The sequence below is a fragment of the Arthrobacter sp. 4R501 genome (assembly GCF_002929755.1).
In the GTDB taxonomy this organism is placed as follows: Bacteria; Actinomycetota; Actinomycetes; order Actinomycetales; family Micrococcaceae; genus Arthrobacter.
The window spans coordinates 40,578-53,784 of record NZ_PJIW01000014.1; the positions used below are offsets into that span (position 1 = coordinate 40,578).

At 65.1% G+C, this 13,207-nt stretch carries 12 protein-coding genes and 1 tRNA gene; 8 read left to right on the plus strand and 5 right to left on the minus strand.

All coding sequences use genetic code 11. From position 1 onward, the window contains the following. Positions 1-66 precede the first annotated feature (66 nt). Positions 67-154: transfer RNA gene (locus tag CXR02_RS14800), tRNA-Ser, on the plus strand. A 108-nt stretch (positions 155-262) separates the two neighbouring features. Here the strand turns inward: CXR02_RS14800 and CXR02_RS14805 are convergent. Next, positions 263-1,180, minus strand: a complete 918-nt coding sequence (locus CXR02_RS14805) for an oxygenase MpaB family protein (RefSeq protein ID WP_104062677.1) — start codon at positions 1,178-1,180, stop codon at positions 263-265. Between the two features lie 166 nt (positions 1,181-1,346). On the opposite strand from CXR02_RS14805, the gene CXR02_RS22660 reads away from it, so the two are divergent. The 3 genes from CXR02_RS22660 (at position 1,347) to CXR02_RS14820 (ending at position 4,378) form a co-directional block, all read left to right on the plus strand. Continuing rightward, positions 1,347-2,714, plus strand: a complete 1,368-nt coding sequence (locus tag CXR02_RS22660) for a M23 family metallopeptidase (protein WP_258060984.1) — start codon at positions 1,347-1,349, stop codon at positions 2,712-2,714. A gap of 81 nt (positions 2,715-2,795) precedes the next feature. After that, the gene (locus CXR02_RS14815; protein WP_104062678.1) at positions 2,796-3,323 is read left to right on the plus strand and encodes a glutathione peroxidase; all 528 of its coding nucleotides are present in this window, start codon (positions 2,796-2,798) and stop codon (positions 3,321-3,323) included. 122 nt (positions 3,324-3,445) lie between these two features. Further along, positions 3,446-4,378, plus strand: coding sequence for a phosphodiesterase (locus CXR02_RS14820; RefSeq protein WP_104062679.1), 933 nt, complete (start codon positions 3,446-3,448; stop codon positions 4,376-4,378). Positions 4,379-4,457: 79 nt separating this feature from the next. Here the strand turns inward: CXR02_RS14820 and CXR02_RS14825 are convergent, their stop codons facing one another. Together CXR02_RS14825 and CXR02_RS14830 are read right to left on the minus strand one after the other, a co-directional pair. Further along, complete coding sequence (locus CXR02_RS14825; RefSeq protein WP_308470693.1) at positions 4,458-5,873, minus strand: stealth family protein; 1,416 nt, start codon at positions 5,871-5,873, stop codon at positions 4,458-4,460. A 282-nt stretch (positions 5,874-6,155) separates the two neighbouring features. Further along, the gene (locus CXR02_RS14830) at positions 6,156-7,085 is read right to left on the minus strand and encodes a hypothetical protein (protein ID WP_104062681.1); all 930 of its coding nucleotides are present in this window, start codon (positions 7,083-7,085) and stop codon (positions 6,156-6,158) included. A 149-nt stretch (positions 7,086-7,234) separates the two neighbouring features. Here CXR02_RS14830 and CXR02_RS14835 point away from each other — a divergent pair, with 149 nt between their 5' ends. Beyond that, positions 7,235-7,534 carry a type II toxin-antitoxin system VapB family antitoxin gene (locus tag CXR02_RS14835; RefSeq protein ID WP_181037249.1) on the plus strand — a complete coding sequence of 100 codons (300 nt, stop codon included), beginning with the start codon at positions 7,235-7,237 and terminating at the stop codon, positions 7,532-7,534. Then, a complete protein-coding gene (locus CXR02_RS14840; protein ID WP_104062683.1) occupies positions 7,527-8,192 on the plus strand; it encodes a LytR C-terminal domain-containing protein in 666 nt (221 codons plus the stop codon). Before CXR02_RS14835 ends, CXR02_RS14840 begins: the two co-directional genes overlap by 8 nt. A 78-nt stretch (positions 8,193-8,270) precedes the next feature. On the opposite strand, the gene CXR02_RS14845 is transcribed toward CXR02_RS14840, so the two are convergent. After that, positions 8,271-8,912 (minus strand): TetR/AcrR family transcriptional regulator, encoded by a 642-nt coding sequence (locus tag CXR02_RS14845; RefSeq protein ID WP_104062684.1) that lies wholly within the window; start codon positions 8,910-8,912, stop codon positions 8,271-8,273. A gap of 122 nt (positions 8,913-9,034) precedes the next feature. Continuing rightward, a complete protein-coding gene (locus CXR02_RS14850) occupies positions 9,035-9,742 on the minus strand; it encodes a DsbA family oxidoreductase (protein WP_104062685.1) in 708 nt (235 codons plus the stop codon). Positions 9,743-9,923: 181 nt separating this feature from the next. On the opposite strand from CXR02_RS14850, the gene CXR02_RS14855 reads away from it, so the two are divergent. Both CXR02_RS14855 and CXR02_RS14860 read left to right on the plus strand, forming a co-directional pair. Then, positions 9,924-11,060, plus strand: coding sequence for a glycosyltransferase family 4 protein (locus CXR02_RS14855; RefSeq protein WP_104062686.1), 1,137 nt, complete (start codon positions 9,924-9,926; stop codon positions 11,058-11,060). Continuing rightward, positions 11,057-13,204: a glycogen debranching N-terminal domain-containing protein gene (locus tag CXR02_RS14860; RefSeq protein ID WP_104062687.1), complete on the plus strand. Its 2,148-nt coding sequence runs from the start codon at positions 11,057-11,059 to the stop codon at positions 13,202-13,204. The genes CXR02_RS14855 and CXR02_RS14860 overlap by 4 nt, the downstream gene beginning before the upstream one ends. Positions 13,205-13,207: the final 3 nt, after the last annotated feature.

Sequence of the window (13,207 nt, forward strand, 5' to 3'; positions counted from 1 at the left end):
CGGCCCAATTGGGCGATGCCGGAATGTTCAGGTAGTCTAGTATCTGCTTTTGATTCGAAAGCAGCTGGAGAATTCGCCTAGCGGCCTATGGCGCACGCCTGGAACGCGTGTTGGGTTAACGCCCTCGGGGGTTCAAATCCCCCATTCTCCGCCAGCCAAAAACCCGGTTCTGACCTCGTCAGGGCCGGGTTTTTGCTGTCCTTCAGCCCGTTGACCCATTGCTGGGAGCCCAGCTGCCCAGCCCAACTGCCCAGCTGCCAGGTCACGTGCCCGCGTAGCCCAGGCGGCGGAGGCGCTCCCGGGCCGCTTGTTCGCTGGGTCCCGGCCCGCGTCCAAGGGCCAGATGTACGACGCCGAGAGCCACCTTCGTTGCCAGCCTCACGGGGAGCGGGAACGGCCCCAGCCGGGCGACCTGGAGCCCCAGCATGCGGCGGTACTTCGGCTCAAGGCTGTAGACGGCGCCGGCGAAGATGATCCGGTAGCCGGGGCGCAGCAGCGGATGCAGTGGCGGGTTGCGGATGAACTCAACGGTCTCGGCAACCCTGCTGTCCGCCACCAACTCACCGTTGTTATACCAGCGGTCCAGTTGCTCCCGCATTTCGGCCTCGCTCAGGGGCGGATCCACCACGCCCATCAGCCGTCCGGCCTGGGCCCACTCGCGGACATAGGCGTCGGGGCCGCCGGGGATCCCGGCACCCCAGATTTTATGGGCCGAGAGGAAGGCGTCCACGAACGCGATGTGGACCCAGCGGGCGAGTTCCGGATCGTTGGCCGAGTAGCTCCGCTCGCCGCCGTGCCCGTCACTGTACGTCCCCCGTACGGGCTCATGCAGCCGACGGACCCGGGCGGAAGCCTCGTCGGCGGCGGCCTGTGGGCCATAGGTGACGGTGAAGATCCAGCGGATGGTCCGGGCCAGCCGGCTGAGCGGATCTGCGCGGAAGTCGGAGTGCTCGTGGATTCCCGCCAGCGCCCCGGGGTGCAAGGCCTGCATCAGGAGCGCGCGGACCCCAGCCACAATGGTAGCCATGGAGCCGTGCACCGCCCAGACGGCCGAGCCGGGAAGGTGATAGCCGGCGTCGTCCCCTTCGGCCAGCCGCGGAACCCAAGCGGGCTGACCGGCAGTGCTGCCGGTGAATACCCGTTTGATTTCGCCCTGCCATTCCCTGAGGAAATTTCGCATGTCACCATTCTCGCCCAGAAGCCGGCGGGCACGGTTTTGACGTCGGATCCACATAATGTCCGCAGCGGTCCCGGCGCGGGGGTTCACAGGCCCGGAGCTTTGTGGTCCCATGAAATGGTAAGTCCGTCTGGATCCGGGGTCTGGCGGGCCAACCCGGGAGTAACGAGTGGGCAATCATCGGGGATCCGGCCGGGAGAAGGAGCCCGCGGGCGGCTGCGCCATAGCCGTGCGCGTGCTGGCCGCCAGCGCCGTTGTTGCCGCGTCACTCTTCGCCGTCGGCCTCCCTGGATCGTCCCCCGTTGAACCCCGCCCGGCAGCTTCGCCGGCGGGTGCCGGACATGTTGGCCTGCCTGGGCTGGCCGGTGCTTTCCTGACGGACAGCCGGGCCTTGGTTCCGTTTAACCGCACACTAGTCAGGACGATCGCCAAGGGCGGGAGCGCTCCGCTCGACGTGGCCGCTGCCGGGCTCACCCGTCCCCCGGAGGGGTCCCTCATGGCGCCCCTTGAGCTCCTCACTTCAAGCTCTCCATTCGGGTACAGGGTCAGTCCTATCACCGGTGCGGGCGGCGATTTCCACCTGGGCCAGGACTTCGCTGCAGGCTGCGGCACCAGGGTTTATTCGGCCGACGCAGGCGTGGTCCGGGCCGCCGGGTGGCACCCCTGGGGCGGCGGCAACCGCGTGGAACTAGACCACGGCAACGGGCTGATCACCACGTACAACCACTTGGAGGCTGTGGCGGTCCGGACGGGGGACTCCGTGCAGGTGGGCCAGGTCATTGCCCGTGTGGGCACCACGGGATGGTCCACCGGCTGCCATCTGCATTTCGAAACCATCCTCAACGGCAAGCACACCAGCCCGCTGAACTGGACACTTCTGCGCATTCGGCAGTTGGACGCTCTCGAGGACATAGCCATGGTCAGCTATGAGGCCAAACCCGTGGACGTCGGCGCGCAACGCTGGGCCATCCCGGTCGCCGAGGACAACAGCCACACGGTCCTGGGCGGCGAAGAGGAACTGTCCGAACCGCCGCCGGTGGAGGGATCAGTGACAACGTCGGAACCGCCGGACGAGGCACCCACGGAAGAGCCGTCGTCGGACGCTACCTCGCCTGAATCCGCATCGCCGGACCCGACTGCGTCTGAAACAGCGACGGAAACAGCCACTTCGACGGCATCGCCGTCCCCAACGCCTTCCACGCCCCGGGCAACGCGGACGCCGACTGGAACCTCAAGCGCCACGCCGACGACGACGTCACCCACCCCCACGGGCACCTCACCTGCCCCCACGGGCACTTCGCCTGCGCCGACGACGAGCGCGTCGCCGTCTCCGACGCCCACTGTTTCCAGGTCGTGGCCGTTCAGGCCTACCTCGCGCCTGACGCCGACGCCGGCGCCAACGGTGGAGCCAACAGCAACAACGAGTAGCGGGTCCTCAGCCGCAACAGCGTCGCCCTCGCCCTCGTCTTCTACTACAGCTACAACCACCGCCACGCCTACCGACACCGCAACATGGTCCGAGTCGGCGGGACCCTGACAGAGAACTCCCAGACTGCACCCGTACCCTTGATGGTTGGCAACGAATCACCTGCATTACCAACCTTTCAAGGACGGCGCTGTGACAGACCTGTACACCATTCCCCTCACTCTCAACGACGGCACCGAAACCGACTTTGGCCGGTTCAAGGGCAACGTGGTGCTGGTGGTGAACGTGGCGTCAAAGTGCGGTTTCACTCCGCAGTACGCGGGCCTGGAAACGCTATACGAGAAGTTCCGCGACCGCGGCTTCGATGTGCTCGGAGTTCCGTGCAACCAGTTCGCCGGCCAGGAGCCAGGCAACGACAGCGAGATCGCCGAGTTCTGCGAGCGGAATTTCGGTGTCACTTTCCCGCTGACGGCCAAGGCCAACGTGCGTGGTGAGGACCAGCATCCGCTCTATGCCGAGCTGACAAGGTTCAAAACCAGTGTGCTGCCTGGCCTGGTGAAATGGAACTTCGAGAAGTTCCTGGTCAACCGCGAGGGCGAGGTGGTGGCACGCTTCGCACCCACCGTCGAACCGGACTCCGCCGAAGTCATCGACGCAATTGAAATGGCACTGGCAGAATTTGACGGACCGGCGGCCACAACCGAACTTTCCAAGGCTTAATTCTTTAGTTTTTTCCAACTTGGCCGCAACAATTTACCCACAGTTTGCCAATTATCTGATTGGATAATAGTTACTGAAGGGTAGAAGGGAAACGCCGTTTCCCACCAACCACAGAGGCAGCAATGAAGCACATCGAGGCCGAACACCCCCGGCCACGCCACTTCCTTCTCCACCTGAGCGACCCCCACCTGTTGGGAGGTCCGGATCCCCTTTACGGCGCAGTTGACAGCGAAGCCAAGCTCATTCAGCTTTTCGACGAGGTCAGGGCTTCCGGCGCGCGGCCCGAGGCCGTGATCTTCACGGGTGACCTCGCCGACCAAGGCGACCCTCAGGCCTATGCAAAGCTCCGGGCAATTGTTGATCCCGCCTGCGAAGACATGGGCGCCCAAGTCATCTGGGCCATGGGCAACCACGACAACCGCGCCAACTTCCGGACCGGGCTGCTGGACGAGCCTGCCAGTGACGCACCGGTGGACTGCAGCTACTTCATCAACGGCCTGCGCATCATCACCATGGACACGTCGGTCCCGGGTTACCACTACGGCGAGCTAAGCCCGGCCCAGCTGGGGTGGCTCACCCGCCAACTGGATACTCCGGCCCCCGACGGCACCATCCTGGCGCTCCACCATCCGCCGGTCCCGTCGGTCCTGGACCTTGCCGTGCTCGTGGAACTGCGGGACCAGGCAAGCCTGGCCTCCGTGGTCCGCAACTCCGACGTCCGGACTATTCTGGCCGGGCATCTGCACTACTCGACCACCGCCACCTTTGCGGGGATTCCTGTCTCCGTTGCCTCGGCCACGTGCTACACCCAGGACCTCAACGTCGCCGTCGGCGGTACCCGCGGCCGGGACGGCGGGCAGGCCTTCAACCTGGTGCACGTCTACGAGCACACCATTGTCCACTCCGTGGTTCCGCTGGGGAACGCGGCCACCGTAGGGGAGCATGTCACCTCGGAAATGACTGCTGAGCGACTGGCCGCCGCGGGCGTCAGCATCCCCGCCAACGCCAAAACAGGAGGCGTCAGGAAGGTATCCCTTCCGAACTACGCTATCTAGCCTCACACAGCCCGGCGGGTCGGAGCTCCCGACGCCGGAGCTCCCAACGCGGGCGTAGCCAGCGTCAGGGCCGCGAGCGTCAGAGCTCCCAGGGCGCCTTGATGGGGTAGTACTTCTCCAGGAAGTCGGTCACGAGCTCGGCGCGCTCGTCCGCGGGGACTTCGGGGAAACTGCCGTCGTTGAGGCAGAAGAAGTCCATGTTCCGCTTGGCCAGCAGCTTGGGCAGGGTGTTCAGCCCGGCGCGGGCGGTGGTGTCCACGTACCGCACCTTGGCTGCGGTCTGCGTGACCGCACGGCCCGTCAACAGCGCGTAGTAGTGGTAGAAGGAATTGGTGACGGAGATGTTGTCCGCGGCGCGGAACCTGCTCGCCGCCGTCTTCTGGAACTCCTCCGGGAACTCACGCTCCATCCTGGCCACAACGCTGCGCCGCAGCGGGGCGGCGGTGTGCTCCAGATGCCGCGTGGTGATCCGACCGAACCGGTTCCATAGCAGCTTGCGGTTCACGCGGGCGGCGTTCTCGAAGCCACTGCGCTCGGCATCGTTGTCGCCCAGCCCGATCCGGGTCTCGGCCTCGATGAACTTCGTGACGCCACCCGGTGTGAAGAACATGTCCGGGCCCACCGAGCGGCCGAAGAACATGTCGTCATTCGAGTAGAGGAAGTGCTCGGAGAGGCCCTCAATGTGGTGGAGCTGGCATTCCACTGCCTGCGAGTTGTGCGTGGGCAGCACTGCGGGATCGGCGAAAAACTCATCGCTGCGGACAATGGTCACCGACGGGTGCTCCGCGAGCCACTCCGGGGCGGGGGAGTCCGTGGCGATAAAGATGCGGCGGATCCAGGGCGCGAACATGTAGACGGAGCGCAGGGCGTATTTGAGTTCGTTGATCTGCCGGAAGCGGGCTTCGTGGTCGTCGCCTTCGCCGAGAACCACACCCTGCTGCTGGGCACGGCGGGCCGCGATGTATTCGGGAGAGCTGCCGTCAACCCACGAAAACACCAGGTCGATGTCGAAGCTGATGTCGCTGGCGTGGTCGGCGAACATGTTCTCGATGGTGGGCCAGGTGTGGCCGTACCGTTCGACCGTCCCGCGGACAGCGTCCTGGGACTGCATGGTGCGTCGGGTCAGGGAGTTTTCGATCGGGAGGATCAGCTGATCGCCCTCAAAGCTCCAGAGCTCAATCTGGACGCCAGCGGAGGAACCGAACTCGAAACCGCCGTCGGGTTCAACCCGCGGTCGGTAGAGGCGGAAGATGCGGGCCTGACGGTTGGGGGAGAGATCCCCGTCGGCAACCAGCACGGAGGACTTCTTTTTCGCGTCCACGGTCATGGAGTACACGGGCTCGTTGCGGCAGGCCTCCACCAAGGCCGCCCGCAGCTTCTTCCGGTCTCTCCAGTCCAGGGCGATGACCGGACGGTCGTTGTTGCCGCGCACCAAAAGGTAGTCCAGCCCGGCCTCTGCGAGGACATTCCGCAGGAACAACAGGTCCTCAACCATGGCCTGGTACGGTGTCCGGTTGTGGTTGATCAGGGCATACCGGCCCTTGTGCCGGACGACGTCCGGCCGGTGTTTGAGGCGAGCTTCGGCAGCCGGAGACGTCACCTCCGTGTGGGTGCGCGGTTCTACGGACGCCTGGCCGCCGTAGTAGATCTCGTCCTGGACAGGTGCTTCTGTAATGGTTGTCTCCGTCGCGGCTAAATGGTAAGCGTTCTTATCTGAATAATAGCGCGACCCCCAAAATGGCAGGCCTCAAACGGGCGCCGCCGGCCGGGGACGGGCTCAGCCGACCATGGCCTCCCGCCAGCTGCGCAGGTAAGCTCCGCCGGCGTCGTCGTGAATGACATCCTCCCCAAGCCCGAGATCGGTGGCGGTCAACACGTCATAGGGCTTGACCGGAACGCCGTCCGCCGGGCGGACATCAACGTGTTTTACGGGGTGGTCATTGTGGTGGAGCCAGTCCGCCATGGCGTAGTCCGTGCGGGAATCACCTACCGTCCGCCACGCCAGCGGCGTGATGCCCTGTGCCGCCAGCAACTCCACGGCGCGGCTGGCGCCGAGGTCCTTGCCGAGCCGCACTGACTCAATATCGGTGGAAATGATGGTGGGATCGACGCGGTAGTCCACCTCGTCGTCGGAATTCGGTGCGTGGTGCTCCAGGCGAACCACGCCCATGCCGTGGCGGGTCATGAGGTCCATGGCGTCGGAGTCGAAAAGCTTCTGTTCGGCCAAGTAGTCGGCGGAGGGCACCTCGATGTGCTGCTCAACGGACACCATGGCACGTTTCGTCTCGTCAAAAAACATGTGCCTGGAGTAGTCCTCGGCCACGAGCCGGCGGACGTCATCGCCGTAGGCCTTGGGCACGGCCAGTTCGTGATCAACGTGGATGGGGCCGGGCCCGGCGGCGGTGTAGCTGAACCACACGGCGCCCTTCTCGCAAACGGCGTGGATGACTGTCCCGGCGGGAATGCCGGCGGCGATCATCGGCTCCATGACCTGCTCGCGGATGAAGGTATCGGAGCGGCCGGTATTGAAAATGACCGGAATTCCGGCAGTGGCCAGCGCCACCAGATCGGCAATGATGCCGGGTTTCACGTCCCGGGTCACGGGGCTGGCCACGGGTCCGTCAACGTCGAGCAGGAGGGCAAGGGGCGGGGTGGACGGCAGGCGGACGCCGGGCGTGGTGCTGGCAGGGAATTCGGGTGCGGTCATGGCTCCATTGTGTCAGCCACGGGCCTCTGATCCTGCGCCGGCGGCGCAATGTCCACGGCATGTGACAGATGGTCACTGTTTGGCTACAACCTTAGGATGCTGCGGGCCGGACACTTCTCTTGGGCCCCCAAGCTGCCTAGGGTGGCATGGTGATCTTCAAAGCTGTGGGCGAGGGACGCCCGTATCCTGACCATGGTTTCAACACGCCCAAACAGTGGGCGTCGCTGCCGCCGCGACCTGTCCGCCTGGACGAACTGGTGACCACCAAACGGACGCTCGACCTCGAAGCGCTGCTGGCCGAAGACTCCACCTTTTTCGGAGACCTCTTCCCGCACGTGGTGCAGTACAAGGGAATCCTGTACCTGGAGGACGGGCTGCACCGCGCCGTCCGGACAGCGCTGCACCAGCGGACCGCCATCCACGCCCGCGTGCTGGTCATAGATGGCTAGGAAACCCAAGGACGCCAGCGTCCTGCATGGCCACCACGTTGTCACCGGCCCCGAACTGCGGGCCACGTTTGAGGCTGCCGGCGACCCCGACAACCCCGTGCGGGTGCGCCGCCGCGTGGTGCATGGAGTGGTCCTGGTATTGCTGCTGGGCCTCATTGCCGGCGCCATCATCGTTGCGTTGGCCATCATGAGCGGACAGCTGAAGCTTCCGACGACGGCGGGCAGCGATGAGCCCCGGACCACCTGTCCCGGGGCCACCTTTGACTACACCCCCAACGACAAAATCAACCTCAACGTCTACAACTCCACCAGCCGCCCCGGTCTGGCTCGCTCCGTGGCGGATGAGTTGCTGGTCCGGAAGTTTGTGGTGGGTGCCGTGGCCAACACGGATGCCGGCTTCCGCGGTGTGGCTGCGGTGGTTTCAGGGGCTGCCGGGCAGTCTGCGGCCTTCAGCGTCCAACGGAACCTGCCCGGCTCCGACTACTTCCAGGACGGCCGGACGGACGCCAGCGTTGACGTGATTATTTCCAGCGATTTCAAGGAGCTGGCCGCCGCGGACCGGGTAGACCAGACGCCCGGGACGCTCAGCTGCCCGCGGGAAAGCCGACGGATCGCTGACGATGCCAAGTGGCCGGTTATTCCGACGGCCGGCCCCTGACCTGTCGCCGTTGCTCTATCACGTCTGGTCGCTAAACCAGGCGGATGACGACCGGAGGTGATAGAGCAACGCAGGGGTTTACGGCAAGGGGAGGCTGACGCGCAGGGGTGCGCCGTCGTCGTCGAACCTTGCTCCGGCGCCGAGCTGGATGAACCGCACGGTCCGGGCGATCCGGGCCTCAAGTTCTGCGGGCTCGTTGCTGCCGCGTGCGGCGCTGGAGGAGAGTGTGCCGTGGATGAGCTGCGCCTGCTGGCCAATGTCCGCTTGCGGCAGGTATCCCTGTGCCATGCCGTCCCGGAGGATGCCCTGCAGCAGGACGCTGAGTTCACCCACGTGGTCGGCCAGTTTCGCAAAGGACGACGGCGACAGCACCGCCGCCATCGCCGGTCCGGGCGGGAGATGGCGGCGGCTGAGGTCCTCCACCTGGGTCCGCACGTACAGGGCCAGCCGTTCGACGGGGTTCTCGAGCCTGCTCAGTGACTCCCGGAGTTCGGCGAGGAAGCGCTCGGTCTCGTCCAGGGCGTAGGAGATCAGCAGTTCTTCGATGTCGGCGTAGTAGTTGTACACCGCGGTCCGCCCCACCCCGGCATGCCGGGCGACGTCAGTCATGGTCAGTCCGGGCAGGCCGTGGGTGAACAGGAGCTCCCCGAACGCTGTCAGGACCCGGCGTTGCGTCTCGGCGCGTTGCGCGGCGTTGTTGGCCGCCGAAATCCTGGGCATGCGGACACTTTACCGCGATGTGTCAGTAAACCCGGAGTTTTCGTCCAGATAGACCCGCTTTTGGTGGCCGCTGGGTGGATTATCTGGACAAGAACTCAGCGGGCCGTGTTGGATCGGGCGTGTCAGACAGCGCAGCCGTCCGGGCCGCAGGCCTCGCCGTCGTTGCCGTCCGCGGCAGTGACCAGAACCAGGGGGTTGGTCTCCTGCCAGGCCTGGTTGAGCGCCGCCGTGAACGTTTCGGCAGGTTGGGCGCCGGAGAGCCCGAACTTGCGGTCAATCACAAAGAACGGGACGCCGCTGATGCCCAGGCCGCGGGCTTCCTCGAAATCGAAGCGGACGTCGTCGGCGTATTTGTCCGTGGTGAAGAGTTCGGCGACTTCATCGGTGTTGAGGCCCAGCTCCTGGCCCAGGGTGGTGAGGTACTCGGCGCTTCCGATGTCCTTGCCGTGTTCGAAATGATCGCTCAGCAGGCGTTCCTTCGCGGCATCCTGCTGTCCCTGCTGGGAAGCGAGGTGGATCAGGCGGTGGGCGGTGAAGCTATTGGCCACCACCACCTGGTCGAACCGGTAGTCCAGGCCCTCGCCCTTGGCCTGCTCGGTGACGTGGTCAAACATCTGCGAAACCTGCTCCCGGGCCATGCCCTTGCGGGTGCTCAGGTACTCCAGCTCGGTGCCGTCATAGTGCTCGGGAAGGGTGGGGTCCAGCTGGTAGCTGCGCCACTTCACCTCCACAGCGTCGCGGTGCGGGAACTCGGCCAGGGCCGCCTCGAACCGGCGCTTGCCGATGTAGCACCACGGACACGCGACGTCTGACCAGATCTCAATCTTCATGCTTGCCACAACTGTGCAGGTCAGACGCCCATTCCGCGCGGGCAGTGTCGGATTTGTCACATTGGGCCTTGAAATGGCTCCCCGCGCGGGGCGATAGTCGAAGCAGCGGGTTAAGCAGAGGCCATTCTGAACACATCAGTCGGTCGGGGGACCCGGACTTTGATCCTCCCGGAGGCACAGTATGCGGATAGGACTTGTCGCGGCACCATGGATTCCGGTTCCCCCGGCCGGGTATGGGGGCATCGAAAGGGTTGTTGACTCCCTTGCTCGGGGATTCATCGCCGCAGGGCACGAGGTGTTGTTGGCTGCAGCGTCGGACAGCACGTGTCCGGCGCCGAGGGTGCCGGGGATGAGGCCATCCGAGCCGGCTGCAATGGGGTTCACACTCTCGGAGCTCAGCCATGTCATCAGGGCCTATGAAGGACTGGGGGACGTGGACATCATCCACGACCACACACTGGCCGGGCCGCTGCTGGCCCGACGAAGGTCCGCCGCCCCCGTGGTGACCACCATTCACGGCCCCCTCACCCCGGCGTCGGCGGATTTGTACCGCGCGATGGCTGCCGACACGGCCATCATCGGAATCTCACGTGACCAGGCTTCCCGTGTGCCGGATGTTCCGATCACCCGCGTGATCCATCACGGAATGGACGTCTCTGCCGTCCCGGTCGGTTCCGGCGCAGGCGGGTACGTCTGCTTTGTCGGCAGGATTTGCCCGGATAAAGGCGTTCTCGAAGCCATCCACATCGCGCGCAGGGCCGGCATTCCGCTGCGGATCGCAGCCAAGATGCGCGAGCCGGAAGAGATCGCGTACTTCCGCTCCGTCATTGAGCCGCTTCTGGGCTCCAACGAGGATTTTATGGGCGAGCTGGGGGACACAGACAAGTTTCAGCTCATGGGTGAGGCGATGGCGTTCCTGAACCCCATCCAATGGTCCGAGCCGTTTGGGCTGGTGATGATCGAATCCCTTTCAACCGGAACTCCCGTAGTGGGAACTCCGATCGGATCCGCACCGGAGATTGTGGACCATGGAAAGACCGGCTACCTTGCGCCCACGGACAGCCTGCACACCTTCCTGCCCCTTGCGGCACAGCTGGACAGGGCGCACTGCCGGGACCGGGCCCTCAAACTGTTCAGCACCGAGCGGATGGTGGGCAACCACCTGGACCTCTACACAAAACTGCTGGAAACGAGCCCGCTTCCCGGGGTTCCGGATGTTTCCCATGTGGGCCAGAATCAAACAGGGAGAGCAGTTATCTGGGCGTCGGATCGGGCCCGATCTCTAGCGGGCGGTCATGAGGAAGGAGCGCATCCATGACTGCATGGAATGCCGACACTGAGGCTGATGTCGGCGGGGCTGAGGCCATAACGGTGGTGGAAGGGTCTTCCTTCTGTATCTCTACCCGGAGCGGCGACATCCGTGCCGACGGTGAAACGAATGGCGCGTTCTACCAGGACACCAGGATTGTGTCCCGGTGGATACTGCGCATCAACGGCGCGCTCCGCGAGCCGCTGGTGGCGCAACGGCCCAACTCCTACGAGGCCACGTTCGTGGGCCGCGCCCAGTGGCCCGGCGGCAGGTTCGACAGTCCGCTGGTGGTCCGTCAGGTCCGTCATATCGGACCCGGGCTGCAGGACGACATCACCCTCGAAAACTACTCAGCGGAAGCCGTGGACTGCGATATCGAACTGTTGGTTGACGCCGACCAGGCCGACCTCTTCGACGTCAAGGGCGGCCGGACTCCGCAGGGCGCGCGGGTGAGCCGCACGGTCAGCGACGGTGGGATGCTGATCGAGGCCCTCCGTAACGGCCAGCGGCGCGGCTCCGCCATCCGCGCAGCCGGCGCCGAAGTCTCCACCGAGATGCTTCGCTTCCACGCAACCATTCCGGCGCGCGGCGAGTGGTCCACCAGCGTGATTGTGGTCCCGCTCATCAACGGTGTGGGACCCGCGGCGCCGTTCACGCAAGAGGGACAACCGCGCGGACGCGTGGGCGTGCAGCGGCACTTGGCATGGGAAGAACATATTCCGCGCATCAGCGTCGCGGACGGCAATATCGAGGCCACCCTGCGCCGGAGCCAAAGCGATCTGGGGTCCCTCCGGATTTTCGACGCCGAGCACCCGGACCGTGCGGCCGTGGCCGCGGGAGCACCCTGGTTCATGGCACTCTTTGGCCGGGATTCACTGCTGTCCTCTTACATGTCATTGCTGGTTGACCCCACGTTGGCGGCCGGAACCCTCCAGACGCTGGCAACCCTCCAAGGCACGAAGGTGGATCCCGACTCCGAGGAAGAGCCGGGACGCATCCCGCACGAGGTTCGGCTGGGCGTGACGGCGGGGCTGTCCCTGGGCGGGACCGCCTATTACGGCACGGTGGACGCCACCCCGCTCTTTGTCAGTCTCCTGGGCGAACTGAGCCGCTGGGGACTGTCCGAGGACATCATTGATTCGCTGATTCCCCATGCCGACCGCGCCCTTGACTGGATCGAAAAATACGGCGACCGTGACGGCGACGGCTTTGTGGAATACCTTCGCCCCAACCAGCACGGTCTCCTCAACCAGGGCTGGAAGGACTCCTGGGACGGGATCAACTTTGCCGACGGGCGGATGGCCGAACCACCCACTGCCCTGTGCGAGGTCCAGGGCTACGTCTACTCCGCCTATGTGGGACGGTCCCTGCTGGCGCGCTGGGCCGGGGATCCTGAGACAGAGCACCACTGGGCCGAGCGGGCAATCGCCCTGAAGGAGGCTTTCAACGAGAAGTTCTGGCTGCCGGACAGGGGCTACTTCGCCATCGCGCTGGACAAGGACAAGACTCCGGTTGACGCGTGCACTTCAAACATGGGCCACTGCCTGTGGGTGGGCATCGTGGACGAGGAAAAAGCCCCGTCAGTGGCGGAGCGCCTGATGTCCCCCGAACTGTTCACCGGCTGGGGGATCCGGACCCTGGCTTCGGACATGGGCGCCTACAACCCTGTCAGCTATCACAACGGATCGGTGTGGCCGCACGATACGGCGATCGTGGCCACAGGGCTGATGCGCTATGGATTTGTTGATGAGGCCATGAAGATCGCCAGCGGGATCCTGGACGCCGCCGAACACTTCGACGGCCGGCTGCCGGAGCTGTTCTGCGGGTTCGACCGGTCCGAATTCCACGGCCCTGTCCCGTACCCCACGGCATGCTCGCCCCAGGCCTGGGCCGCGGCAGCTCCCATCCAGCTTGCCCGGATCCTGCTGCGCTTCGACCCGGACTTCACGCGCAACGTGGTCCATCTCGCACCGATCCTCCCGGAGGAAATCGGGGACTTCAGGGCCGAGAACGTCCTGCTGGGGACTTCGCGTGTGGCCATCAGCGCGCGCGGGAGGGAGGGCCGCATCGACGGCCTCCCAGCGCGGCTGAAGCTGCTGAAGGAACCGCGTCCGCCCCTGGACGAACGACTGGGTGGACGGGCCGGAGACTAGCGG